Annotated in this window: 20 protein-coding genes, 1 tRNA gene, 1 pseudogene and 1 other annotated feature; of the genes and pseudogenes, 9 read left to right on the forward strand and 13 right to left on the reverse strand. The window is 64.1% G+C overall.

All coding sequences use genetic code 11. The features are described 5' to 3' along the window. Nucleotides 1-49: 49 nt before the first annotated feature. The 3 genes from AZKH_RS07180 (at nucleotide 50) to AZKH_RS07190 (ending at nucleotide 954) form a co-directional block, all read left to right on the forward strand. Nucleotides 50-125: transfer RNA gene (locus AZKH_RS07180), tRNA-Ala, on the forward strand. 188 nt (nucleotides 126-313) lie between these two features. Next, nucleotides 314-526 (forward strand): hypothetical protein, encoded by a 213-nt coding sequence (locus tag AZKH_RS07185; RefSeq protein WP_015435088.1) that lies wholly within the window; start codon nucleotides 314-316, stop codon nucleotides 524-526. Further along, nucleotides 526-954 carry a type II toxin-antitoxin system VapC family toxin gene (locus AZKH_RS07190; RefSeq protein WP_015435089.1) on the forward strand — a complete coding sequence of 143 codons (429 nt, stop codon included), beginning with the start codon at nucleotides 526-528 and terminating at the stop codon, nucleotides 952-954. Before AZKH_RS07185 ends, AZKH_RS07190 begins: the two co-directional genes overlap by 1 nt. A gap of 517 nt (nucleotides 955-1,471) precedes the next feature. Here the strand turns inward: AZKH_RS07190 and AZKH_RS07200 are convergent. Continuing rightward, nucleotides 1,472-2,694 (reverse strand): IS3 family transposase gene (locus AZKH_RS07200; RefSeq protein WP_156822060.1). Its coding sequence is split into 2 segments (ribosomal slippage): nucleotides 1,472-2,412 and nucleotides 2,412-2,694, totalling 1,224 coding nucleotides; the frame shifts between segments, so codons are not numbered across the junction. Then, nucleotides 2,300-2,416: a sequence feature (AL1L pseudoknot), on the reverse strand. It overlaps the preceding gene by 117 nt. Here AZKH_RS07200 and AZKH_RS27975 point away from each other — a divergent pair. Then, nucleotides 2,617-2,955 (forward strand): thermonuclease family protein, encoded by a 339-nt coding sequence (locus AZKH_RS27975; RefSeq protein ID WP_083903157.1) that lies wholly within the window; start codon nucleotides 2,617-2,619, stop codon nucleotides 2,953-2,955. The two genes, AZKH_RS07200 and AZKH_RS27975, sit on opposite strands and share 78 nt — an antisense overlap. Nucleotides 2,956-3,120: 165 nt before the next feature. Here the strand turns inward: AZKH_RS27975 and AZKH_RS07215 are convergent, their stop codons facing one another. The 4 genes from AZKH_RS07215 to hsdR all read right to left on the reverse strand — a co-directional run bounded on the left by AZKH_RS07215 (nucleotide 3,121) and on the right by hsdR (nucleotide 10,748). Continuing rightward, entirely contained in the window at nucleotides 3,121-4,512 is a 1,392-nt protein-coding gene (locus AZKH_RS07215; protein WP_015435093.1) for a restriction endonuclease subunit S, read from the reverse strand. Continuing rightward, nucleotides 4,509-5,951: a class I SAM-dependent DNA methyltransferase gene (locus AZKH_RS07220; protein ID WP_015435094.1), complete on the reverse strand. Its 1,443-nt coding sequence runs from the start codon at nucleotides 5,949-5,951 to the stop codon at nucleotides 4,509-4,511. Before AZKH_RS07220 ends, AZKH_RS07215 begins: the two co-directional genes overlap by 4 nt. Nucleotides 5,952-6,004: 53 nt before the next feature. Next, nucleotides 6,005-7,198 carry a Fic family protein gene (locus AZKH_RS07225; RefSeq protein ID WP_041656002.1) on the reverse strand — a complete coding sequence of 398 codons (1,194 nt, stop codon included), beginning with the start codon at nucleotides 7,196-7,198 and terminating at the stop codon, nucleotides 6,005-6,007. A 76-nt stretch (nucleotides 7,199-7,274) separates the two neighbouring features. Further along, nucleotides 7,275-10,748 (reverse strand): type I restriction-modification system endonuclease, encoded by a 3,474-nt coding sequence (gene hsdR / locus AZKH_RS07230; RefSeq protein WP_015435096.1) that lies wholly within the window; start codon nucleotides 10,746-10,748, stop codon nucleotides 7,275-7,277. A 542-nt stretch (nucleotides 10,749-11,290) separates the two neighbouring features. Here hsdR and AZKH_RS27620 point away from each other — a divergent pair. The 3 genes from AZKH_RS27620 to AZKH_RS07245 all read left to right on the forward strand — a co-directional run bounded on the left by AZKH_RS27620 (nucleotide 11,291) and on the right by AZKH_RS07245 (nucleotide 12,332). Continuing rightward, nucleotides 11,291-11,443 (forward strand): hypothetical protein, encoded by a 153-nt coding sequence (locus AZKH_RS27620; protein WP_231874485.1) that lies wholly within the window; start codon nucleotides 11,291-11,293, stop codon nucleotides 11,441-11,443. Between the two features lie 104 nt (nucleotides 11,444-11,547). Further along, complete coding sequence (locus AZKH_RS07240) at nucleotides 11,548-11,838, forward strand: DUF1778 domain-containing protein (RefSeq protein WP_015435098.1); 291 nt, start codon at nucleotides 11,548-11,550, stop codon at nucleotides 11,836-11,838. Then, on the forward strand, nucleotides 11,835-12,332 hold the full coding sequence (locus AZKH_RS07245; protein WP_015435099.1) for a GNAT family N-acetyltransferase: 498 nt from the start codon (nucleotides 11,835-11,837) through the stop codon (nucleotides 12,330-12,332). The genes AZKH_RS07240 and AZKH_RS07245 overlap by 4 nt, the downstream gene beginning before the upstream one ends. A gap of 39 nt (nucleotides 12,333-12,371) precedes the next feature. On the opposite strand, the pseudogene AZKH_RS26765 reads toward AZKH_RS07245, so the two are convergent. From AZKH_RS26765 to AZKH_RS07265, 4 genes and pseudogenes are all read right to left on the reverse strand, one after another. After that, a pseudogene (locus tag AZKH_RS26765) lies at nucleotides 12,372-12,881 on the reverse strand (M48 family metallopeptidase); the annotation flags it as partial. Nucleotides 12,882-13,178: 297 nt separating this feature from the next. After that, a complete protein-coding gene (locus AZKH_RS07255) occupies nucleotides 13,179-13,640 on the reverse strand; it encodes a (2Fe-2S)-binding protein (RefSeq protein ID WP_015435101.1) in 462 nt (153 codons plus the stop codon). Next, on the reverse strand, nucleotides 13,615-15,930 hold the full coding sequence (locus tag AZKH_RS07260) for a xanthine dehydrogenase family protein molybdopterin-binding subunit (RefSeq protein WP_015435102.1): 2,316 nt from the start codon (nucleotides 15,928-15,930) through the stop codon (nucleotides 13,615-13,617). Before AZKH_RS07260 ends, AZKH_RS07255 begins: the two co-directional genes overlap by 26 nt. Nucleotides 15,931-16,117: 187 nt before the next feature. Further along, the gene (locus tag AZKH_RS07265; RefSeq protein ID WP_015435103.1) at nucleotides 16,118-16,792 is read right to left on the reverse strand and encodes a carbonic anhydrase family protein; all 675 of its coding nucleotides are present in this window, start codon (nucleotides 16,790-16,792) and stop codon (nucleotides 16,118-16,120) included. A gap of 106 nt (nucleotides 16,793-16,898) precedes the next feature. Here AZKH_RS07265 and AZKH_RS07270 point away from each other — a divergent pair, with 106 nt between their 5' ends. Beyond that, nucleotides 16,899-17,810 (forward strand): LysR family transcriptional regulator, encoded by a 912-nt coding sequence (locus AZKH_RS07270; protein WP_015435104.1) that lies wholly within the window; start codon nucleotides 16,899-16,901, stop codon nucleotides 17,808-17,810. A 36-nt stretch (nucleotides 17,811-17,846) separates the two neighbouring features. On the opposite strand, the gene acnA is transcribed toward AZKH_RS07270, so the two are convergent. After that, nucleotides 17,847-20,504 (reverse strand): aconitate hydratase AcnA, encoded by a 2,658-nt coding sequence (gene acnA / locus AZKH_RS07275; RefSeq protein WP_015435105.1) that lies wholly within the window; start codon nucleotides 20,502-20,504, stop codon nucleotides 17,847-17,849. A gap of 195 nt (nucleotides 20,505-20,699) precedes the next feature. Here acnA and AZKH_RS07280 point away from each other — a divergent pair, with 195 nt between their 5' ends. Continuing rightward, a complete protein-coding gene (locus tag AZKH_RS07280) occupies nucleotides 20,700-21,671 on the forward strand; it encodes a TerC family protein (RefSeq protein WP_015435106.1) in 972 nt (323 codons plus the stop codon). 33 nt (nucleotides 21,672-21,704) lie between these two features. On the opposite strand, the gene AZKH_RS07285 is transcribed toward AZKH_RS07280, so the two are convergent. The 3 genes from AZKH_RS07285 to AZKH_RS07295 all read right to left on the reverse strand — a co-directional run bounded on the left by AZKH_RS07285 (nucleotide 21,705) and on the right by AZKH_RS07295 (nucleotide 25,067). Beyond that, nucleotides 21,705-22,769 carry an AI-2E family transporter gene (locus AZKH_RS07285; RefSeq protein WP_015435107.1) on the reverse strand — a complete coding sequence of 355 codons (1,065 nt, stop codon included), beginning with the start codon at nucleotides 22,767-22,769 and terminating at the stop codon, nucleotides 21,705-21,707. Between the two features lie 190 nt (nucleotides 22,770-22,959). After that, nucleotides 22,960-23,523 carry an NADH-quinone oxidoreductase subunit B family protein gene (locus AZKH_RS07290; protein ID WP_015435108.1) on the reverse strand — a complete coding sequence of 188 codons (564 nt, stop codon included), beginning with the start codon at nucleotides 23,521-23,523 and terminating at the stop codon, nucleotides 22,960-22,962. Continuing rightward, nucleotides 23,523-25,067 carry a Ni,Fe-hydrogenase III large subunit gene (locus tag AZKH_RS07295; RefSeq protein ID WP_015435109.1) on the reverse strand — a complete coding sequence of 515 codons (1,545 nt, stop codon included), beginning with the start codon at nucleotides 25,065-25,067 and terminating at the stop codon, nucleotides 23,523-23,525. Before AZKH_RS07295 ends, AZKH_RS07290 begins: the two co-directional genes overlap by 1 nt. Nucleotides 25,068-25,069: the final 2 nt, after the last annotated feature.

Genomic DNA, 25,069 nt, shown 5'->3' on the forward strand with positions numbered 1-25,069 from the left:
CGCTGGCTTCCATAACCGAAAAAGGCCGGCTATAATGCGCAGCTCTTAAGGGCCGATAGCTCAGCTGGGAGAGCGCTGCGTTCGCAATGCAGAGGTCGAGGGTTCGATCCCCTTTCGGTCCACCATCGAATTCAAGCAAATTAAAGGGTTGGCGAAAGCCAGCCCTTTTTTTGCGTCCACGTTCCTGTGTTCTCTGTGTAAGTTCCGTAACTCCTCGCCCCAAGTCCCTCGACACAGACTTGTGCGGCGGCGATGATTGCAATGATTGCGGCGGAGGCTACAATGCAAGCATTGCAATCGTCAGGAGGGCGCCATGGCGACCAATCTTATTGTCCGCAACGTCGAACCGTCGGTAACACAGGCCTTGAAGGAGGCCGCGGCACGGCACGGGCGTAGCGCTGAAGCAGAGCACCGCGAAATCTTGCGCGCAGCCCTCGCGCGACCGGCGCGGCGAACCTTCAAGGACGTGCTGGCCGGCATGCCGGATGTCGGTACCGATGAAGACTTCAACTTCAGGCAGGGCTGATGTACCTGCTCGACACCAATATCATCAGCGAGCTGCGCAAAGGCGGGCGCGCCAATCCAGGCGTTACGGCGTTCTTCGCGACATTGGCTGCCGAGGACATTTATTTGTCGGTGCAGACCATCGGCGAGATTCGTCGAGGACTCGATAACATTCGCGGCCGCGGGGACCGGCAGCAGGCCGAGCGGCTCGAGGCCTGGCTTGATAATGTGGTCGCCGACTATTCGGACCGGATTCTTGGCTTCGACCTCGACTGCGCTCAGGTTTGGGGAAAGCTCATGTCACCGAGTGCCCAGCATCCCATCGACAAGCAGATTGCGGCCATCGCTCTGATCTACGACCTGACGGTCGTCACGCGTAACACGGAAGATTTCAAGACGACGGGAGTGCGCAGCATCAATCCCTTCAACTCGCCCTTATCGACGGCCTGAAGGTAGCCACGCACGCTCATCAGTACCCCAGGCGTTTCGGTTCCAGCGCGTCCAGTCAATCAGCCTTCGCGCGCCCAGTGAAGCCAGTCGCCCAACTCCGCGGTGAGGCCGCCTTGGTCAGGGCGTGTTCACGGTCTTTTCCCCGGCTGCCCACATGAAGATTGGCATTGGGCGTTCTACTTCCCAACCTGTCCTTATCCAAACTCGGGATGCTGCTACTTCAATCGACGGATGCTCCCAGCAGGGCGAAGTGTCGCTGCCTTGCCCTGTCCATCCTTCTCCTGGCCTCTTCGAGCGTCCGGGCTGACTCTTTCAAGGGCGTGGTTGTCGGAGTTGCCGACGGTGACACGGTCACGGTCCTCGATAGCACGAAGACGCAGCACAAGGTCAGGCTGTCGGGCATCGATGCGCCGGAGAAGTCGCAGCCGTTTGGAATGCGCTCGAAGCTTTCCCTCAGTGCTTTGGCATACGGGCGGACTGAATCGCCCCGGGTTTCGCGGAGGCCGTTTTGTTTGAGTCAGGCGGCGACCGCCTGCTCGCTGAGGTTGCGGTAGTAGTTTGCCTCGGCTTCGGCGGGAGGAATGTACCCGATCGGCTCAAGCAAGCGGTGATGGTTGAACCATGAGACCCATTCGAGGGTGGCCAACTCGACCGCTTCAACGCTCTTCCAAGGCCCTCGCCGGTGGATGACTTCGGCCTTGTACAGGCCGTTGATGGTTTCGGCCAGGGCATTGTCGTAGCTATCACCACGGCTGCCGACCGACGGCTCGATGCCCGCTTCTGCCAAACGTTCGCTGTATCGGATCGAGACGTACTGGGAACCGCGATCGCTGTGATGGACCAAGGCATTACGTTCAGGCTGACGAGCCCACAGGGCCTGCTCCAGGGCGTCGAGGACGAACTCGGTCTGCATGGATCGACTGACGCGCCAACCCACGATGTAGCGGGCGAAGACGTCGACCACAAAGGCGACGTACACGAACCCCTGCCAGGTCGAGACATACGTAAAGTCGGACACCCACAATTGGTTTGGGCGCTGGGCGACGAACTGGCGATTGACGCGATCGAGCGGACACGGCGCAATCGAATCCGGGCGGGTGGTCCGCAGCGCCTTTCCGCGCATTGCACCGCGCAAACCCTGGGCACGCATCAGCCGTTCAACCGTGCAGCGGGCGACCTCGACGCCTTCCCGCTGCAACTGCCGCCATACCTTGCGCGCTCCATACACCTGCAGATTTGCCTCCCAGATCCGCTCGATGTGCCCCTCCAGCACCTCGTCGCGACGGGCTCGCAGACAGCGCAAGGCGGGATCACGCCGACGGGCTACCGCGCGACGATAGGCCGACGGGGCAACCTGCAGCACCCTGCAGATCGGCTCGACCCCGAAGCGCTCGCGGTGCGTGTCGATGAAACTGTTCATCACTTGTTGCGGCGGTCGAGCTCCGCCTGCGCGAAATACGCGCTGGCAAGGCGCAGAATCTCGTTGGCCTTCTTCAGCTCGCGGACCTCGCGCTCGAGCTCCTTGATGCGGGCCGCCTCTGCAGTGCTGACCCCATCACGCTGCCCGGTGTCCCGCTCGTACCGGCGCACCCAGTTCGACAGCGTCTGCGCGCTGCAACCGATCTTGGCCGCGATCGATTCGATCGCCGCCCACTGTGATCCATGCTGGTCGCGCTGCTCGAACACCATGCGCACGGCCCGCTCGCGCACTTCGGGGGAGAACTTCGTCGTCTTCTTCATGGCTCCATCTTCTCAAGAGTTGGAGCCTCCGCGAAACCCGGGGCGATTCAGACAGTCACGGTCGAGTGGAGCAAGCGCGACCGCTACGGAAGGCTCGTTGGCAAGCTTCGCAGCACGGACGGCAGTGACCTGAATCTCGCGCAGCTCACGCAGGGGATGGCGTGGTGGTATCGGGACTACCGGAAGGAGCAGCCTCGCGAAGATCAGGTCGTTTATGAGAGCGCTGAAGCCGTCGCCAGGGCAAATCAGGTGGGACCATAAGGCGATGCCGCCCTGGGAGTACAGGAAGGCCAGAAAGCGCCGCCGCTCGCCGGAATCGCTCTGGGAGCGCATTTTTTCCGGGTAAAGCGGGCCGAGTATCGCCTCAACCGGTTTGACCTGCCGCTGCCGGTCATTCCCCGGTCAGCGGCAGCCCTGATCGTTTCATCAGGCCGACTTCCTGCCGCGTCTGGCCTTCGGAGCTTCGGCACGGCTCGCGGCGACGCGTTTGAGGAGTTCGGCGGCGGGCTCGTCGTTCGGGTCTTGCGGCACGAGTTCGCCCCGGAAGGCTTTGGCGAGCAGGGCCGGGGTCAGTTGCCCGGCCTGCTTGCGGGCGGCGGCGTAGCGGGCTTCGAGGCGGTCGGCGAAGGCGAACAGGGTTTCGACGCGGCGGACGATTTCCATCATTTCCGTTCCGGGGGGGCATGCAATCGGCAGCGTATTAAGTGCCTGTTGCGTGAGCTTTGCTCGGCCGGTGGTGCCGCTCAACCAAGGGATTACCTTGTAGTACATAAGGGCAAAGCAGAGGTAGTCGTTTGCTGTCTTGGTCGGTGCCCGCAAGACGTGTGCATGGTTGTTGACCCAGCACTTTCCGCTTGACCGATAGGCTATTGGCTTTTCACGGCCATAGAACGTTTCATCTTCTGTGACGAGGACCAATTCGTCGTCGAATATGTACTCATCAATCTTGCCGACCTCTCCATTTGCTCCGTAGTACGGATAAAGACCAGAGCTGTTCTTCCTCAATTCGCGTTTAATGGGAACGCGTAGTCTGTCCAAGCACTCGGCGAATTGACTGACACTACAAATAATCCAGCCAAGAGGAGCTTCCAGATCCCAATGAGTCAGGTCCGGATCTGCTGGCGGTTTCTTATCAGTATTTGAACGTTCCTTTAGCCATTGGGCAATTTGAGCACCGGCGTCGCCGATAGCGCCGCTTTGCCGAAGATCCTCCGTGAGCCGACCGGAGGTGGCGGCGGCGAGGATGGATTGGCGGAAGCGTTTGAGCAGGGCCGGGATGCGGTCGAGGCGGTCGCGGCAGGCATCCACCCGCGCCAGCACGCTGTCGAGCTTGTCGGCGATGCGTTTTTGTTCGGGGAGCGGGGCGACTTGGATACGAGTTGCCCGAATTTGCTTGAGTACGAGACGTTTGATCGCTGTGCCGGTCATTTCGCCGGTCATCGAGCGGTAGGCGCCGGGGCTATTCAACCAGTGCTTGAGATAGCTTGAGTCGAGAACCATTCGGTCCGGTTTGAGCAGCGCGACGCTAGAGAGCATCGAAAACGGCTCCTTCAGCGTATTCAATGCTGCAATGCCGGTGGTGACACCGTCCTTGATATACAGCACATCACCATATTCGACGGGGCATCGAGCGTAAATGCCGCGATGGGTTTCGGCGTCGACATAGGTAATGTCGTTAATGTCTAATCCCCAAGGCCGAATATTCTTGGCGGTGACGTATTTGAAGTCGCCACACGCGGAGTTGGGCGGTGAATGATGGGTGCCGTCAGTTATCAGAGTGCAGACTTCGGCCAGGTCAGCTTCTACCCACGAGGTCATTCCGCTGCCTCTTCACCTAGCTCCTTGAGGATCGCCTGCAATTCCGCCAGCGCGCCTTCCAACTCGCCCATCGCTTCCCGCGCAAGTTCGGCGGGCTCCGGCAGATCGGCAGCATCCTCAGCGTTCTCATCCTTGAGCCACGCAATGTCCAGGCTGTCGCCACGCTCGCGGATCCACTCCCGGGTGAAGCGACGGAAGCGCCCCTGTTCGCCTCCATCGATCCGCGGGCTTGCCGCGTAGGCGCCTTCGAAGCCCTCGAAATGCCCGCGCGTCAGCGGCGTGCGCTTGCCGAAGCGCGGCATGTTGGCGCGCAGGTCGTACACCCACGCTTCCTTGGTGCTGCCTTCGGCGTTCTGGCTCACCTTGTCGAAGAACAGCACGTTGGTCTTCACCCCCTGCGCGTAGAAGATGCCGGTGGGCAGGCGCAGGATGGTGTGGAGATTGCACTTGTCCATCAGGTCGCGGCGGATTTCTGCGCCGACGCCGGATTCGAAGAGCACGTTGTCCGGTAGCACGACGGCGGCGCGGCCGCCGTCCTTCAGGTGCCGGTAGATGTGCTGCAGGAAGGCGAGTTGCTTGTTGCTGGTGCCGAAGGTGAAGTCGTCCCGCGTCGGACCGCCGCCGCCCTTGGCGGTGCCGAAAGGCGGGTTGCTGAGGATGATGTCGCTCTTGGGTAAATCGGCGCCGCCGCTGCCGAGGGTATTGCCCAGATGCACGACGCCGGCTTCATCGCCTTCCATGCCGTGCAGCAGGCAGTTCATCAGCGCGAGGCGGCGCGTGCCGGGCACTAGCTCCATGCCGATGAAGGCCCGGTTGCGCTGGAAGCTGCGCTGCTTGTCGTTGAGGTCGTAGAGGTTGTCGGTGCGGGTCTTGATGTAGGCGTCCGCAGCGATCAGGAAGCCGGCGGTGCCGGCGGCCGGGTCCTGCACGGTTTCGCCCGGCTGCGGGTCGATCAGCGCGACGATGCAGTCGATCAGCGGGCGCGGGGTGAAGTACTGCCCGGCGCCCGACTTGGTTTCGGTGGCGTTCTTCTCCAGCAGGCCTTCATAGAGGTCGCCGAGGCCGTCGCGCTGGGCGGAGAACCAGTCGATAGCATCGATGCTCTTGATGAGCTGCTCCAGATGGCGCGGCTCTTTCAGACGCGTCTGGGCGTCGGCATAGATCGCGGCGAGCAGCGGGTCGGTGCTTTTCGACAGGTCGAGCAGCGTTGCGCGGTAGTGGTTGAGGAGGTTGAGCCCGGAGAGCTTGGCGATGTCCGGCCAGCGCGCGCCTTCCGGCAGCTTGTGGCCCGAGAGTACGCCGCTCTGGGCGTTTTCGTGCTCCATCTTGATGAAAAGGAGGAGCACGAGTTCGGTGACGTAGTCGGAGTAGTTGATGCCGTCATCCCGCAGGACGTCGCACAGGTTCCAGAGCTTCTGGACGATTTCGTTGTTGCTCATGTCTTAAGTCTTTTGAGGGGGATGCGGTGAGCCGAATGGAATGGCTATTCGGCTCACTTGTTGAGTTGATTTGCCGGGGCGCCTGTGCCCGGCCAATGAACCTGGTAACGGGTGGAACGCCCGCCGCCTGGGAGCCTTTCCAGGCAGCCCTTGGCCACCAGGTCGGCCAGATGGCGTGTGGCCGTAGCCTTGGACACCTTGGCGACGGTCTGGTACTGAGCGGCGCTGATGCCGTGCTCGAATCCTGCCCGGCCGGGCTGATCGCCATCCAGCAAGCGGTTGAGTACCTTGACTTGCTCCGGGCCGAGCGCGTCGGCGCGGTGCTGCAGCCAGAAGCGGCTCTTGCCGAGGACCCGGTCGATCTGCGCCGACGCCGTTTCGATCGCGCGCAGCAGGGTGAGCAGGAACCAGTGCAGCCAGGGGGTCAGGTCGAGCGGCGTGGCTGAGGTTTCCGCTGAGGCGGCTAACTTCTGCGCGGCTTCGAGTTGGGCGTAGTAAGTCTTGCGGTCGGCGAGGATGGCGACCGACATGGCGTAGAAACGGATGCTGTTCCGTTCGCCCTGGGCCAACGCAAGATCGGTGAGCGCACGGGTGATGCGGCCGTTGCCGTCGTCGAAGGGGTGCAGGGTGACGAACCAGAAGTGGGCGAGGGCCGCCCGCAGCAGCGGGTCGAGCGTCGCATCGCGACGGCTCGCGTCGAACCACGCGACGAACTCGGCGATGCGGGTCTCCAGCCCTTCGCGCGGCGGCGCTTCGAAATGCACGGTGGGCCGGTCGATGCGGCCCGAAACAACCTGCATGGGATCCGGCCCGCGCCAATCGCCGATTCGGATCCGTCGGCCCAGGAAGCCGTCATCTCCGGCGAACAGCCAGGTGTGCCACTGCAGCAGACGGGCTTCGGTGAGCGGTTCATCGAGGTTCGCGGTGGCGTCGCACATGATCTGGGCGAGCCCTTCGCTGCGCGCTTCCGTGGGGGCTTCTTCTCCTTCGGCCAGCCCAAGGCGACGGGCAATGCTGGAGCGTACCGAGCCCACATTCAGCGTTTCGCCCTCGATGGCGCTGGAATTGACGATGTTCTGGAGGAGGGCGTCCAGCGTGAATTCAGCGCGCAACTCGGGCTCCGAACCTTGTGTGCGGCCCAGCAGCGCCCCTTGGGCGAGCGTCACCTGCCGCAGCAAGGGCGCCAGCATGTCAGCTTGCCAGGTGAAACCCGGCCAGTCAGGGTGTTGCCAGATCCAGCGGAGCATTCGGGGGGGAGGATTCTGAGGAAGCGTGAGCCGAATCCTAACATTATTCGGCTCACACCGTGAGCCTATTGCGCCGTCAGGCCGCCGAGGGCCACAGCGCTTCGGCGAGGGTGTCGAGCACCGCGTCCAGCTTGCCGCCGAGGCGCACATCGAGTTGCTTCGTGCCGCCATCGGTCGCGAAGGCGCGATTGACGAAATCGGCGTCGATCACGACTTCGTGGCCGAGCTGCCTGGCGAGCCGATCCAGCCATTTGCGCTGCATCGGCGTCCAGCCGGTCAGCGCGAAGATGCGCTCCATCGCCCGGGCGACGCGCTGCTCGAAGGGAATCAGCGCTTCGCCGAGCGCGGCCTGACGGATGTAGCCGACGATGCTGGCGGCGATCTCGTGGTTGGTCTTGTTGCGCCAGGCCGTTTGCAGGCGGGCCTCGGCGTAGCCGTGCTGGTCGAGCAGCAGGCGGACTTCCTTGAGCTGTTCGCGGGTGAGATCGCGTGGGCGATTGACCACCACGCCCAGGGCCACGGACTGGTTGAGCTGCTCGCGGATGAAGCGACCGAAGCTGTCGAGGTAGTCCTCGGGCTTGTTGTAGTTGCCGTAGCTTTGCTCGCGCAGGACGAATTCGTCCTTGTGGCCTGACAGCACCGGCATGTAGGCGCTGCCGACGAGGGCCCTGACTTCATCGATCTGCCGGAGCAGGCCGGCCTGCTGGCGGATGAAGTCGGCGGCGCCCTGAGGGCCGAGTGCCTTCAGGTGCTTGTGCAGCTCGGCCGGCGGGACGCTCCAGTGCTGTTCGAGCTCGGCAAGGCGGGTCTTGAGGGCGGGCTTCTTTTCGGCCTTGTGGGTGGCGTCGCGCAGCACGCGCATGAGCTTCTGGCTGATCGCGTCGAGGACGTCGTGCGCATGCGTCGTTTCCCCGCGGCTGCCCTTGGTTTCGAAGCTCGCCGGATCGAAAAGCTCCCCGACGAGTTGCTCCAGCGTGACCTTGGGATCCTTGATCAGCGGCTTCATGCTGCTGACGTCCTGAAGATCCTTGTAGAGGTCGACCGGGTCGTAGATCTTGAACACGGTCTTGCCGATCTCGTCGCAGCGGCGCGTGGCGCGGCCGATCATCTGCTCGTAGAGGATGCGCGACCGGACCTTGCGCAGGAAGACGAGGTGGCAGATTTTCGGCACGTCGATGCCGGTAGTGAGGAGGTCGACGGTGATGGCGATGTTCGGATAGCGCTCGTTCTTGTAGCGCTTGATGAGCTCGCCGACCTTGTCGGACTTGCCGGTGATTTTGCGCACGGCCGCTTCGGCGTAGGAGTCGCCGTGCAGGGCCTTGAAGGCGTCGTCGAGCAGACGCTTGACCATGTCGGCATGCAGGTCGGAGGCGCAGAAGATCATCGTCTTCTCTTCGCCGAAGGGGTCGAGCTCCTGCGCCAGCTGCTCGCAGATGACGCGGTTGAAGTCTTCGTTGATGACCCGGCGGTTGAAGGCATCCACCTCGAAGTTGAGCTCGTCTTCGAGTTCGGATTGCTCGATCTCGCCGGTGCCGAGGTTGATGGTGCTGACCGTCTCGCCTTTCTCGAACTTGATGCCCTTCTGCGAAAGCAGGGTCGCGTAGCGGATGGGCGGCTCGTGGTCGATCAGCCAGTCGTCGGCGACGGCCTCGCGGTAGGAGTACGTGTAGACCGGTTTGCCGAAGATATCGGTGGTGTGCTTGGCCGGGGTGGCGGTGAGGCCGACCTTCACTGCATCGAAGTAGTCCAGCACGCGGCGGTAAGTCGACAGGTACTGCGCCTGATCGCGCACCGCCATTTCGCCCTCGGTCATCTCCTGATCGAGGGTGTAGCCCCGGTGGGCTTCGTCGACGATGATGCAATCGAAATCGTCGATGCCGGGCGGCTGGTCGGACTGGAAGATGCGCTTGACCATGGCCTGCACGGTCGCCACCTGTATGCGCGTCTCGGCCTCGACGGCCATGTCGCCGAGCGTCGCGACGTTGTAGATCTTCGAGAGCGGCTGGTTCTGTTCCAGCAGGGCTTCGTCGAAGTTCTCCAGCGCCTGATCGCCCAGCGCGGTGCGGTCGACGAGAAAGAGGATGCGCCGAAAACGCTCGGCCTTCAGCAGGCGGTACATGAGGCCGATGATGGTACGCGTCTTGCCGGTGCCGGTGGCCATCGCTATGAGGCAGCGAGGTTGCCCGGTGGCTAGCGCGCCTTCGACGGCCTGGATGGCGAGTTCCTGATACTTGCGCAGCTGCAGGTAGGCGAAGCCTTCTTCCGCGAGCCTGGCTTCGGCCGCGACTTTGCAGCGCGTCAGCTGGTCGAGCAGGCCGGTCGGCGTGTGGAAGTCCATCAGCGGGCGGGCCAGATTGGCGGGATTGCGTACGTCGCGGAACCAGGTGCCGCTCTGTTCGGCGAGCTGGGGCAGATATGGGCGGCTGTTGCTGGAATAGACGAAGGGCACCTCAAAGGTCTGCCCCTGTGCGTCGGGCCAGCCGGCGCCGCGGCCCTCCAGCTTCCAGGCGGGTTCGAAGCCTTCGAGCTGCTTGAAGCCGGCGGCATAGCGCTCGGCCTGCGGGATTTTGCCGGCGACGTTCTCGTTTTCGCGCTTGGCTTCGACGACGGCGATGGGCGTGAGGCCGGCAAAGAGCACGTAGTCCGCCGCTTGCTTGCCGACAGTGGGCCATTCGGCAATCGCGCGATTCCTGCCCTTGGCGGGGCGCGCGCCCTTGGCGTAATCCAGCCGCTGCGTGTCGGCCTCCCAGCCGGCATCGGCGAGTTGCTGGTCGATCAGGATGCGGGTGAGTTCCTCGGAGAGGATGAGGTTCTTGGCCGCGCTCTGGGTACTCTTGGTGACTTGTTGGGCAGCCTTCCGGCTGTCTTCGAGCTGCGCTTGCAGCGCCTTGATGCGGGCTTCGAATTCCGCCTTGAGCTTGTCGACCAGCGCGCTTTGCTCTTCGGCCAGCGCGAGCGAAGCGGCGGCGTCGCCTTCCATCTGTTTCGCCAGCGCAGCGAACTGGGCTTTCTCCTGCTGCATCAGCTCGGCAAGTTGCTGGTTGCTGTCGAGTGCCTGGTTCTTGCTCGCGAGATCGGCACGCAGGAGGTCGATCTCGGATTGCAGGTCGCGTAGTTGGGCGCTCGGATCCGCAGGAGGCACGAAGGGGCCGGGCTTGAAGCTGTTGCCGGCCTTGCCGAAGCTTTGGTGAAACCAGATGGCCAGCGCACGGGCCACCCGCAGACCGTCCATGGCTTCTTTGTGCAACGTGCGGAACTGGTGTGTGGCCTTATTACCCTCGATGCGCAGGGTATGGAAAAGTCCCCTGATCGTCGGATCGAGGTTGATCTCGCGACCGAGCCTGAAGAGCAGGTCGGCCTGCTTGGTCTCGGCCCCGAATTCGATGCCGACGCGGGCTGCTATGTCTTGGGCAATGGCCTCGCCCAACTGGCGAAGCTTGATCAGGGTGGTATTCGGGTCGGCAGCAAAGACCTGCTCGGCCGTGGTGGCCAGTTTCAGGAAGACTGGATCATGCTCGACGAGAAAGGAAAAGTTGCTCGAAGATGCCATGCCTTGAGGGTATTGTTGTTGTGTCGTTTGCTTACGGCATTTGCGGACTGTAACGCAAAATTCACTTGTGATCGACGCTACACGGCAATCCTTCTGGGAAACCGCAGTACGCGTCTCTGCTACCGAAACCATGTGCGGGCTATGCGATCGCGCGCAGAGAGGTAATGCTGCGAACCTCCGAAGGTCAGCAGCGCAGGGACCAGTACCGCGCGAGGCGAAGCCGAGCTGAGTTGCCAGGCCTTCCGCACGACTTCCCAAGCGGTTTTCGACCCTGAAAAGAAAAAGCCCGAGCAGAGCTCGGGCTTAAATCCACACCAAGGAGGAGGGTGGAGGAGACGGGTGAACAATACGCCTAAGTATTGATGCGATGCAACAAAAAAATCTTATCGTCCCATTATGAGAACTTGCGGCCGGATTTCCGTAGCTGAGGCGAGCGCGACCAGGCCGCCCGACTCGAGGCGTGGCTGGATATGGTGGTTGGCGACTGCTCGGACCGGATTCTGGGCTTTGACCTGGACTGCGCTCAGGTTTGGGGAAAGCTCATGTCATCGAGTCCTCAGCATCCCATCGACAAGCAGATTGCGGCCATCGCCCTCATCTACGACCTGACCGTCGTCACGCGTAACACGGAAGATTTCAAGTCCACTGGAGTGCGCAGCATCAATCCGTTCAGCTCGCACTTGTCGACGACCTGAGAGGCAGCACGGCAATTACGGCGTGCGGTTGTCCTCGATTTCTGGCTTGTGTGTGTCAGTTGTACTAACATTGTGTCAATTGGACTAACAACCGGAGGCCGATCATGGCTGCTGCCACGTCATCAGCTCCCCGCTCCGCCCGACTGGGACTGCGCGCCACGCCCGAGCAAGAAGCCGTGTTGCGGCGTGCCGCCGAGGTGGCGCACAAATCCTTGACCGATTTCATTCTCGACAGCGCATGCCAGGCTGCCGAGCAGACCCTGCTCGATCAGCGCCTGTTCATGGTCACGGGTAGCCAATATCAAGCCTTGATGGATCTGCTGGAGCGGCCTGAGCAGCCCAACGAGGGCTTGCGCGATCTGTTCTCGCGCAAGGCTCCGTGGGATGTGAGATGAGCTTGCGCGGTCCGGAGCCGCTGGGGACGCAGCATCGCCGCGATGGATTCGATTGCGGAATACCGGCGCTGAACGACTGGCTGGTTCGCCACGCCCGCCAGGCGCAAGGCAGCGGCTCCGCCAAGACCTTCGTCGTTGCCGACGATGAGCGAGTCGCAGGCTATTTCAGCCTGACCGTTGGCCAGGTTGACACGCTCGAAGCGCCCGACCGCATCCGCAAGGGGATGGGACAGTACCCGGTGCCGGTGGTGATCCTCGCCCGGCTGGCGGTGTCGCGACAGGATCAGGGGCGTGGTATCGGCTTTGGCATGTTGCAGGACGCGATCCGGCGCACGTTGCTGATTGCCGAGCAGGCTGGCATCCGTGCGATGCTGACCCATCCGATCGACGAAAATGCGGCGAAGTTCTACACCCGCTTCGGGTTCATTGCTTCGCCCTTGCGAGAGCAGCAATTGCTGCTGCTCCTCAAGGATGCTCGACGCTGGGTGAAGTGAGCCGCGAAGCTTCCATCGAGACGTCTCCGCACATCCGGCTTAGTAATCCCACTCCTCGTGCCGCACCGGCAATTCGTTCAACAGCTTTCGCAGGTGCTGCCATTGCGGCAGGAATAGATCCATCAAGGCCGTGAAGCGCGCATTGTGGGTGGGCTCCAGGAGATGGGTCATCTCGTGGACCACGATATATTCGAGGCACTCCGCGGGCTTCTTAGCGAGGTCCGTATTGAGCCGGATTGCCCGGGATGCGGGGTTGCACCCGCCCCACTTGGTCTTCATGCGCTGCACGAACACGCGTGCGGCCTTTACTCCCACCACCGGCTCCCATTTGGCCATCAGGGCGGGTAAGGCTTCCCGTATCTGATCCCGGTACCACGCATCAAGGATTTCCCGGCAGCGGGCTTCGTCCGTGCTTGGCCGCACCTGCATCACGAGCTTGTTGTGCTTGAGTTCGATAGCGGGCGGCCCGTCTTTCTCAAAGCGCTTGAGGAGGTAGCGTCGCCCCCAAACGTAATGGCTTTCGCGGTCGAGGTTATTCGCGCGGAGCTTCGCGCACCTGAGCCTGTATCTTGCCTTGCTGCGCCCTGATCCAGGTGAGCTTCTAGATTGCGAAGACGCGGATCGTGTCGAGGTTCATGTGCCGGGGGGCAGCAATGCGGACCTTGCCCAGAGGCGGCAGTACGCTCAATGTGCAGCGAAGAATCTTTTGGACTTCGTGGTCCGTGAAGCAGGACATGGCAGGCACATGAAACGAATGGTGAAACGAATGCTACGACTGAAAGCACTGAAAAACAACAAGTTGAAATTATGGTGGTCAATAGGAATGAAACGAATTCCGGGCCTGTGTTAGCGCATATCCGTCGCCGCCTGATGGATCGCCGCCCGGATCCGCGGATAGGTGCCGCAGCGGCACAGGTTGCATTGCATCGCCGCATTGATCTCCGCGTCGGTCGGCCGTGGGGATCGCTTCAGCAGCGCGGCCGCGCCCATCAGCTGGCCGCTTTGGCAGTAGCCGCACTGCACGACGTCGATGGTGACGAAGGCCTTGCGCAGGGCATCGGCTTCGCGCCCCGACAGGCCTTCGATGGTCGTGACGGCCTGCCGCGCGGTGAGGACTTCTTCGACGGTCGTGGTGCAGGCGCGGGCGGCGACGCCGTCGAGGTGGACCGTGCACGCGCCGCATACGCCGACGCCGCAGCCGTACTTGGTGCCGGTGAGTTTCAGTTCGGCGCGGAGCACCCATAGCAAGGGGGTGTCCGGCTCGGCCGTGATCTCGTAGGGCTTACCGTTGACCAGGAGTCTTGGCATGGCAACTCCACAGAGGGGCGGGCTTGAAGCCGAGCGGCAGGGAGCGCAGCCGTCGGCCGGTCAGCGCGAACAGGGCGTTGGCGAGGGCGGGGGCGACGGGCGGGGCGCCGGCCTCGCCGACACCGGCGGGGGGCTCGCTGCTGGGGATGATGTCGGTTTCGATCCGCGGGCAGGTGTCCATGCGGACGACGTTCTGATCGTCGAAGGTGCGCTGCTTGACCCTGCCGTTTTCGATGACGATTTCGCCATGCAGGGCGGCGCTGAGGCCGAAAACGATGCCGCCCTCCATCTGTTGCCGGATCAGGCCGGGATTGACGGCGAAGCCGCAGTCGATGACGCAGACGACGCGGTGCACGCGGATCTGCTCGTCCGCATCCAGTGATGCTTCGACCACCTGGGCGACGATGCTGCCGAAGCTCTCGTGCAGGGCGACACCGCGGGCCTTGCGCTGTCCGTCGGGGGCCGGGGCGGGCGGAGTTCGCCAGTCGGCGAGTGCCGCCGCGCGTTCGAGCACGGCGCGATGGCGGGGATGGTTTTGCAGCAGCGACAGGCGGAAGTCCACCGGGTCCCGCCCGATCGCAGCGGCGGCTTCGTCGATGAAGGATTCGGTGAAGAAGGCGTTGTGCGAGTGCCCGACGGAGCGCCAGAAGCCGACCGGCACGGGAAGCTCGACGCGCTGGTGCGCGACGCGGGCGTTGGGCCATTCATAAGGCTGGTCGAAAGCGCCTTCGGAGGTCGTCTTGTCCCGAAAGGGCCAGGGCAGGCCGATCGTGCGCTTGACGACTTGGTCGATGATGGATTGGCTGGCGGACGCGTTCCACCAGGCGACGAGCCGGTTGTCGGCATCGAAGCCGGCGCGGAGGCGCGATACGCAGGCCGGGCGGTAGAAGTCGTGGGTCGTGTCTTCGCCGCGCGACCACATCGTCTGCACCGGCAGCCCGCCCGCGGCGTGGGCAATCGCGGCCGCCTGCACGATGTAATCGACTTCGAGCCGGCGTCCGAGGCCGCAGCCGATCAGCAGCACCCTGACGTCGACCTGCGCGGGTGCTATGCCGAGGACCTTGGCGACCGCATGCCGGGCGGTCGTCGGGACCTGTGTCGAGGTCCACACGGTGGCTTTGCCGTCCTGGACCTGGACCGTGCAGTTCATCGGCTCCATGGTCATGTGGGCGAGATAGGGGACGCGGTACTCGACCTCGATGCGCTTGGCGGCGCCGGCGAGGGCACCGTCGACGTCGCCGGTCCGGTAGTAGCTACGGCCGTCCTGGCTGTCGAGGGTCTTCGACAACTGATCGAGCACCTGGGCGCTGCCGATGCTCGCCATGGCGCCTTCGTCCCAGGTAATCCGGACGGCCTCCAGCGCCTTTTCCGCATGCCAGGGCGTGTCCGCGATCACGGCGACGCCGGCGGTACCGCCGTGGAAGGCGTCGACGGCGAGCACCTTGCGCACGCCGGCTAGTCGCATCGCGCCGGCCGCATCGAAGTTCGCGACGGTGCCGCCGAGCACCGGACACATGCGCACACTCGCATACAGCAGTCCGTCAGGCAGCGCGTCGATGCCGAAGGTGGCGCTTCCGTCGAGCTTGCCGGGGGCTTCGATCCGCGGCAGCGGCTTGCCGATCAGCGTGAAGTCGTTGATGTCCTTGAGCGGCGGGTCGTCGGGGAGCGGCTGGCGCGCGGCCGCCGCGGCCAGTTCGCCGAAGGCGGCGGATTGACCGGAAGGATGCACGACACGGCCGGAGGCGGTGCCGCATTCGCCTGCCGGCACCTGCCATTGCTCCGCCGCTGCCGCGATCAGCATGTGGCGGGCGGCGGCCCCGGCCTTGCGCATCGGCAGCCAGAGGTCCCGGATGCTCGAAGAGCCGCCGGTGGCCATGACGCCGAACTCGCGCGCGAGCTTCGCGGCCATCCATTCGCCGACTTGCTTGACCGGGCCGTGATCGTCCGGGCGAAACGGGAGGCTTTGGACGGCGACCGTGAGGTTGTTGTAGATCGCGTCGATCGGCGCCATCTCGGTGCGCACGCTCGACCAGTCGGCGTCCATCTCGTCGGCGAGGAGCATCGCAAGCGAGGTCATGATGCCCTGGCCCATTTCGCTCTTGGACAGCATCACGATCACCGCGCCGTCGGGCGCGAGCTTGACCCAGCCGTTCATGGCCGTCTCGTTGGCGCCCGCCGGTAGAGGCTTCGAGGGCGTCATCCGCTGCCTGGGCGGCAGCACGGACCAGCCGACGACCAGGGAGCCCAGCACTCCGGCTGTTCCGAGAATGAACCGGCGTCTGCTTACCATGCGGCCATCTCCGTCTCGAATGCGGGACGAACTGCACTTCTGCATAGATGGCCGGCGTTGGCCGGTCAAGCCTGGTTACGTGGTGGAGAAGCCTCAGGCAACGGATCTATGAAATCGATTTGCATAACGATTGAGGGATTCTCAATCTTGGCGACCCCGCCAGGCCTCGAGACCGCCGAGAGCTTAACTAGCCGGCGATGCTCTGCACCGACGCCTCGCCGTACAACCAGGTGTCGTCGAAGAACGTCACCTCGCCGCTGGCCAGGTCATGTTTGCCGCCGATGATGCCCACCTTGCCGGCGGCGATCATGTGCTCGAGGATGGTGCTGCGGTTGACGACCGACCGCACCGAGCGGCGTACGTTCAGGTCGGCCACGTTCTCGACGAACGCGGCGTTCTTCGAGTTGCGAGCCGTTGGATCCGGTGTCTGGTTCTCTTCATACGCGGCCGGCTGGATCTTCGACAGCAGCTCGGTCAGGTTGCCAAGCTCCACGTGGTCGCACGCGCCCTTGATCGCGCCGCATGAGGTGTGCCCGAGTACCACGATGAGCTTCGACCCGGCCACGTGGCAGGCGAATTCGAGGCTGCCGATGATGTCGGTGTTGATCACGTTGCCGGCGATGCGCACGGAAAAGATATCGCCCAGACCCTGGTCGAAGATGAGCTCCGCCGAGGTGCGGCTGTCGATGCAGCTGACGATGGTGGCGAACGGCCACTGGCCGTCGTGTGTCTCGTTGGCTTGCTGCAACAGGTCGCGGCTCACGCGCAGGTTGTTCACGAAGCGCGCGTTACCCTCCTTGAGGAACTGCAGGGCAAGTGCCGGGGTGACGGAGGCCTGGGTTTCGGATGTATGGGTTTTCACGGAGGGTCGTCCTTCCTTTCGGACAATTGACGTTGGCCCCGATGTTACCGATGGGTGAAAATAATAAATAATCGATATTTATGATGATATGGATCGATAAATATCTATGAATGCCACCTTTCGCCAGTTGCGTCTCTTTCTGGCGCTCGCCGACCACGGCAGCGTTACCGCCGCCGCCAAGGCCTGCCACGTCACGCAGCCGACGGTGTCGATGCAACTGCGCGAACTGGCGGACGCCGTTGGTCTGCCCCTCTATGAGCAGATCGGCAAACGCCTGCACCTGACCGCGGCGGGCGAGGCGCTCGCGGAGACGGCGCGGGCGATGCTCGACGAGTGGCTCGCGTTCGAGCAGGCCATTGATGCGATGAAAGGGCTGGAGCGAGGGCGGCTGCGCGTGGCCCTGGTGAGCACCGCGAAGTACTTCGTGCCGCGCCTGCTGGGCAGCTTTTGCGCGGAGCACCCGAACATCGAGATCGCACTCGAAGTCCTGAATCGCGACGGCGTCGTCGCGCGCCTGCGCGAAAACCGAGATGACCTCTACATCATGTCGATGCCGCCGGAGAACCTCGACCTCGAGCGCCATGCGTTCCTGCCCAATCCCCTGGTCCTGATTGCGCCCGCAGGGCACCGGCTGGCGGGGCAGCAACTCGAACTCGCCGACCTCTCGGCCGAGCGCTTCATCCTGCGCGAACGTGGTTCGGGGACACGCCTCGCGTGCGACGCACACTTTGCACGCCATGCCTTCGTACCTGCAGTGAGGCTGGAACTGGGCAGCAATGAGGCGATCAAGCAGGCCGTTGCAGGTGGCCTCGGTCTTGCGGTGATCTCGCGCCACGCCCTGCCCACCACACCCGCGAGCGATCAACTCACCATTCTCGACGTGAAAGGCTTCCCGCTCCAGTCCCGCTGGTTCACGCTCTATCAGCGCGGGAAACGGCTTTCTCCGGTTGCGGCCGTCTTTCTCGATCATCTCGAACGGACGGCGCGCGAATGGAGTGAGCGGCGCGACTGTTGCTAGCAAGGTGGCCGAAATGCTGCAGGTCGCCTCCGCCCCTTACCCCGCCATCTGCCTCAACATGTACTGCAACACGCCCCCGTGCTCGAAGTAGTCCCACTCCTTGGCGGTATTGATCCTGACCTTGGCCCGGAAAGTGGTGCCCGTTCCATCCAGCTTGCGTGCGGTGACGGTGACTTCCGACACGTGAGGCTGCAGCCCGTCGATATCGAAGACTTCGGTCCCGTCCAGCCCAAGCATCGCGGCGTTCTGGCCGTCGACGAAGTTGAGCGGCAGCACCCCCATCCCGACCAGATTCGCGCGGTGGATGCGTTCGAAGGATTCGGAGATCACGGCCTTGACGCCGAGCAGCAGGGTGCCTTTCGCCGCCCAGTCGCGGGACGAGCCGGTGCCGTATTCCTTCCCGGCGAGGACGACCAGCGGCGTCCCCTTGGCCGCGTAGCGTTTGGCGACGTCGTAGATGGGTTCGGCCGGATGGATGTCCCCATTGACGTAGGCTGAGACGCCGCCTTCGATGCCCGGCGTCATCGCGTTCTTGATGCGGGTGTTGGCGAAGGTGCCGCGCATCATGACTTCGTGGTTGCCGCGGCGGGAGCCGAAGCTGTTGAAGTCGGTGGGCTGCACGCCTTGGTCGACGAGGTATTTGCCGGCCGGTCCGTCGCGCTTGATGCTGCCGGCGGGGCTGATGTGGTCGGTGGTGATGGAGTCGCCGAAGACGGCGAGGCAGCGGGCGCCCTGGATCGGCTGGATGCCGGGCGGCGTCTTGGTGATGCCTTCGAAGTAGGGCGGGTTGCGGATGTAGGTGCTGGTGGCGTCCCAGTCGTAGGTCTCGGACGGGGTGACGCGGATCGAGCGCCAGCGCTCGTCGCCGGTGAGGACGTCGGCGTAGCTCATCCTGAAGAGTTCGGCGGTGACCGACCGTGCGACTTCGGCCTGGATTTCCTGATTGGAGGGCCAGATGTCTGCGAGGAAGACCGGCTTGCCGTCCTTGCCCGTGCCGATCGGCTCGGTCGTGAGGTCGACGTCGGTCGTGCCGGCGATCGCGAAGGCGACGACGAGCGGCGGCGAGGCGAGGTAGTTCATCCGCACGTCCTGGTGGATGCGACCTTCGAAGTTGCGGTTGCCGGAGAGCACGGCGCTGACGCTCAGGGCGTTGTGCTGGATCGCCTTGCCGATCGGTTCGTTGAGCGGGCCGGAATTGCCGATGCAGGTCGTGCAGCCGTAGGCGGCGAGGTGGAAGCCGAAGTGCTCGAGGTCGCGCAACAGGCCGGACCGTTCGAGGTATTCGGTCACGGCGCGCGAGCCGGGGGCGAGCGAGGTCTTGACCCAGGGTTGGCTCGCGAGGCCCAGCGCCCGCGCCTTGCGGGCCAAGAGGCCGGCGCCGATCAGCACGTTGGGGTTCGAGGTGTTGGTGCAGGAGGTGATCGCTGCGATCACGACCGCGCCGTCCTTGAGCGTGAAGCCGCGGCCGCCGTCGGTGACGGTGGCCGGCCCTTGGGACGGGCGCAGGGCCTGCTCGGCTTCCAGCGCCTGGCGGAAATTGACTTTGACGGCGGAGAGCGGCACGCGGTCCTGCGGGCGCTTCGGTCCGGCGAGGCTGGGGACGATGGCGCCGAGGTCGAGTTCGACGACGTCGGTGTATTCGGCCTCGGGGGCGTCGGGGCTCCACCACATGCCTTGCGCCTTGGCGTAGGCCTCGACGACGGCGATCTGATGCTCGCTGCGGCCGGTGAGACGCAGGTAGTTCAGGGTTTCCGCATCGATCGGGAAGATGCCGCAGGTCGCGCCGTATTCGGGGGCCATGTTGCCGATGGTGTTGCGGTCGGCGGCGGAGAGGTTGGCGAGGCCGGGTCCGAAGAATTCGACGAATTTTTCGACGACGCCGCGTTTGCGCAGTGTCTCGGTGACCGTGAGCACGAGGTCGGTGGCGGTCGCGCCTTCGGCGAGCTTGCCGCTGACGCGGACGCCGATCACTTCCGGAATCAGCATCGACGAGGGCTGGCCGAGCATCGCGGCCTCGGCCTCGATGCCGCCGACGCCCCAGCCGAGCACGCCGATGCCATTGACCATCGTCGTGTGGCTGTCGGTGCCGAAGCAGGTGTCCGGGTAGAGCAGGCCGTCCTTGTCGAAGACGACGCGCGCGAGGTATTCGAGATTCACCTGGTGCACGATGCCGGTGTCGGGCGGCACGACCTTGAAGTTGCGCAGCGCTTCCTGGCCCCAGCGCAGGAAGGTGTAGCGCTCCTGGTTGCGCTCGAATTCGATCTTCGCGTTGATGTCGAAGGAATCCTTGCTGCCGTAGCTGTCGACCATCACCGAGTGGTCGATGACGAGTTCGACCGGACACAGCGGGTTCACGGCGGCGGCATCGCCGCCGAGCTTCCGGATCGCGTCACGCATCGCGGCGAGATCCACGACGCAGGGCACGCCGGTGAAGTCCTGCAGGATCACGCGGGCGGGCGTGAAGTTGATGTCGTGGGCGGGGAGTTTCTTGAAGTCGGCGCCGGCCAGCGCTTCGATGTCGGCCCGGGTGGTGCTGACGCCGTCCTCGTGGCGCAGCAGGTTCTCCAGCAGGACTTTGATCGAATAGGGCAGGCGGGCGATCGGGTAGACGGGTTCGAGGGCTTTCAGGCTGTAGTAGGCGTAGGTCCGGTCATCGACTGCCAGCGTCGCCCTGGAATTGAAGCTGTCTTGCATCACGGCATCTCTCCTGACTGATGAAGCGTCCTGGGGCCTTCGGTGCCCGCCTTAGGGGATCAGTCCAGTATAGGAGGCCGGGGAGGATATGCCGGTTCAGGGTTCGGAAAAACGGAAGCATCGTCTCCGGATATTGCTGTTTATCTGGAGCGAGATCGCTCCTAGATTGGCCAGCAGCCATGATCGGGAGAGAACATGGAAACCATCGGCAACTCCTCGCTTTGGGCTGGTTTCGCGGGCATTGTGAGCGTGATGCTCGCGATCGACCTGTTCGTGGTCGGCGGCGGGCGGCAGCATCGCGTGAGCTTCCGCGAAGCGGCGGCCTGGTCGGGCGTCTGGGTCTTGGTGGCCCTCCTCTTCGCAGCCGGACTTTGGTGGCATCTGGACGCCAGCCATGGGCGCGAACTCGCGAACGAGAAGTCCCTCGAATTCATAACCGGATACCTGATCGAGAAGTCGCTGGCGGTGGACAATGTCTTCGTCTGGTTGATGCTTTTTGCGTATTTCGGTATCCCCGCGGAGCTGCAGAGGCGCGTGCTGCTTCTCGGCGTGGTTGGCGCCATCGTGCTGCGGACGGCAATGATCTTCGCCGGCGCCTGGCTGATCGCACAGTTTCACTGGATTCTCTATCTGTTCGGCGCCTTCCTGCTGATGACGGGGATCAGGATGTGGCGTCATGCGGACGGAACGCAGGATCTTGCGAACAACCGCTTGCTGAACGCGCTGCGCAGCCGCCTTAGAATTGTCGACCGACTTCACGGCGAGCGCTTCTTCGTTGAACAGAATGGCGTGCGTTACATGACGCCGCTGTTCATGGCGCTCGTTCTGGTCGAAGCGTCGGACGTGATTTTCGCGGTCGATTCGATTCCGGCGATATTCGCGGTCACGACCGACCCCTTCATCGTCCTGACCTCGAACGTCTTCGCCATTCTCGGGCTGCGGGCGATGTACTTTCTGCTGGCAGACATGGCGGACCGTTTCGCGCTGCTCAAGTACGGCCTCGCTGCAGTGCTGGTCTTCATCGGTGGAAAGATGCTGCTTGTCGATGTGTACAAGATCCCGATCGGCTGGTCGCTTGCGGTGGTCGCGATCCTTATCGGCACATCGATCTGGTTCTCGCTGCGTTGGCGGCGGCGCGAGCGGATCATCGATGCGGTCGAGCGGTGAGGACGTCTGACCGCCGTGTCTCGGGCATGAACTCTAGGCCCGATCCAGGCGCGACTCCGCGATCCATTCCCGCCATACCGCCATGAGCACCGCTAGAACGACGGGGCCGATGAAGAGGCCGATCAGTCCGAACGCAGCCAGTCCTCCCAGCACGCCGAACATGACCAACAGGAAGGGAATACGGGTGGCATTGCTGATGACGAGGGGACGGACGAGATTGTCCACCGAACTCACGACCAGTGCGCCCCACAGGAGCAGGCCGATGCCTTTGGCCGTCGCCCCGCTGGCGAGCAGCCAGATGCCGATCGTTCCCCATGCAAACGGCGTTCCGAACGGAATCATGGCGATGAGCGCCGTTATCGCCCCCAGGAGCACGGGCGCGGAGACGCCGGCCCACCAGTAGCCGATCCCGGCGAAGACGCCCTGCACAAGCGCGGTCGCCACCAGCCCCCAGACGACCGCCTTGGTCATGTCCTCGACGGCGCGGAGGTAAGCATCGACCCGCGACCCGAGAAATCGGCGGAGCAGAAGCTGAACCTGCTCAAGCACCCGGTCCCCGTCGCGGTAAAGGAAGAAGACCGTGATCATCGCGAAGCCGAGCTTCACCGTGTTGCGCCCGACGTTTCCAACGACGTCGATCAAATGGTCGGCGCCCTGGCTGAACCATTCGGTCATCTGGGCGCGGAAGGCTTCCGGGTCGCCGGCCAGTCCATCGAGCATGCCTTGCAGGAAGCTGCCCAGCCAGGGCACGTTCCGGACGACGTCAGGTAAGGCAAAGCTGCCCTGCTTGATCTGGCCCATGATCGCCGCGACCGCCTGGCCGAGTTCGCTGCGCAGCAGGATCGCGACCCATAGCGCGGGCAGCACGAGGGCTGCGGCGAGCAGCAGGGTCATCGTGAGCGCGCCGAGTGTCGGGTGCCGAGGCAGGCGGCGGCGTAGCGGCTGGTACAGGGGCCAGGTGGCGAACGCAATGATGATCGCCCACGCCACCGGTACGATGAAGAGATGCAGGACCGTGTAGCCGAGTACCAGCAGCCCCCCCAGCAGGAATCCGACGATGACGCGGCGGGTGATTCTTTCGGCGGACGGGTCGATCACGACGCAACTCTCGTCGGCGCGAAAGATACCGGGAATTCGCGGCTAGCGTGGCCAGCGTCAGACAGGAGAACAAGTCGGCTCGGAGGCATTTTGGGATGCGTGGACCATGAGACGCCTTGAAAACCGGCATCGGGCAACCGGTTCGATGGTTTCAGTCCGGTCGAGTTCAAGCAAAGAGGGGCTCGGGGGACTAGTTGGCCTCGGGGGTGGGGTCGGCGGCCGGGGGGCTGGATGTCGAGTCGGCGGGGTGGCCGCGGAGTGCCGCGAGAATGCCTGCAAGGATATCGGTGGGCGCCGGCGGGCACCCGGGGACGGTGACGTCGACCGGGATGACGTTCGAGACGCGGCCGCAGCTCGCGTAGCTCTCGCCGAAGATGCCACCGGTGCAGGCGCATTCGCCGACGGCGACGACGAGCTTCGGGGCGGGCGTTGCGTCGTAGGTGCGTCGCAGCGCCACTTCCATGTTGCGCGTGACGGGGCCGGTCACGAGCAGCATGTCGGCGTGGCGGGGGCTCGCGACGAAGCGGATGCCGAGGCCTTCGATGTTGTAGTAGGGGTTGTTCAGCGCGTTGATCTCGAGCTCGCAGCCGTTGCACGAGCCGGCATCGACTTCGCGGATCGCGAGCGCGCGGCCGAGGATCGCGAGGATCTCGTCGTGGATTTCATGCGCCGGCTGGCCCGCTCCTGCGGCTGGTTCGGGGGGCGGCTCGGAGACGCGGCCGCGGCGGGCGACGTATTTGAGGATGTGCCACATCACAGATCCTGCCCTGAATAGCTGAGGTTGAAGGATTTGTTGATCAGCGGGAAGTCCGGGACGATGTTGCCGATGATGGCGTGTTCGAGGACGGGCCAGTTCTGCCACGACGGATCGTGACAGTGGCAGCGTGCGATGCGCCCCTGTGGGCTGGTTTCGAGCGCGACGAAGACCTCGCCGCGCCAGCCTTCGACCCAGCCGGCGCCGATGCCTTCGGGCCTTGCGGCAACCGGCTCGTGGATCGGCCCGGAGGGCAGATCGGCGACCAGTGCATCGATGAGCCGCAGCGAGGCGAAACATTCGTCGAAGCGGATGGCGACGCGGGCCGCGACGTCGCCGTTGCGCTGGGTGCTGGCGGTGACGGCCAGTCGGTCGTACGGAGGCCAGGGGAAGTCGGCGCGCAGGTCCGAGGGAAGCCCGCTCGCGCGGCCGGCAAGCCCGGTGAGGCCGAGTCTTGTCGCGAGCTCCGCCGTGACGCGGCCGGTGGTGACGAAACGGTCCTGCAGGCCGGCGTGCTCGTCGAAGATGTCCTTCAGTTCGGCGACTTCGCGGCCGATGTCGATGACCTGCTTGCGCAGCCGTGCGCTGGCGGCGGCATCGAGATCGCGTGCGACGCCGCCGGGGCGGATGCAGTCCATCAGCAGGCGGTGGCCGAAGCAATCGCGGTTCGCGCGCAGCCAGTCTTCGCGCAGTCGCGAGAATTGGGTGAGCGCGAAGCCGAACGCGGCGTCGTTGCCGAGCGCGCCAAGGTCGCCGAGATGGTTTGCGACGCGTTCGCGTTCGAGCAGCAGCGCGCGCAACCAGGCCGCGCGATCGGGCACTGTCGCACCGGCGAGCGATTCGGCGGCCATCGCGTACGCCCACGCGTAGGCAACTGTGCTGTCGCCCGACACGCGGCCGGCGAGGCGGGCGCCCTCGTCGAGGTCCATGCCCATGAAGCGCCGCTCGATGCCCTTGTGCTTGTAGCCGAGGCGTTGTTCGAGGCGTAGCACCTTCTCGCCGACGACCGAAAAACGGAAGTGGCCGGGCTCGATGATGCCGGCGTGCACCGGGCCGACCGGAATCTCATGCACTCCGTCGCCTTCGACGGGGACGAACGCGTAGGCGTCGGCCTGTGGCTCGAAGCGTTCCTCGCCCGTGCTCTCGAAGCGCAGTGGAAAGTAGTCCGCCGGCCACGCGCCGTGACGCAGCCAGGGGCGCATGTCGTCGGCGTCTTCGGGCTCGATGCCGACGAGGTCGCGCGCGGCGCGCTGCATGCGGATCGCGGGCGCGAAGAGGCGGGCGATGTCGGGGTAGGTCGGGCGTGCGGGATCGAGGCCGAGCTTCGCCCACAGCAGGCCGTCCGCGGTCGCATACGCCGCGGACACCGTGAAGCCGTCGCCCGTGGCGCGCTCGTCGCTGCCCCACAGGCTCACGAGCCGGCCCTTTTCCTCGGCAACGGCCAGTGCGAGCGCGCTCCACTGCGCCGCGTCGACGTCGGCGCAATACATAGGCAGCGGTGCGGCGATGCGTTCGAAGCGGCAATCGAGTTCGAAGAAGTTCATCG

It is taken from the genome of Azoarcus sp. KH32C (assembly GCF_000349945.1).
GTDB lineage: Bacteria > Pseudomonadota > Gammaproteobacteria > Burkholderiales > Rhodocyclaceae > Aromatoleum.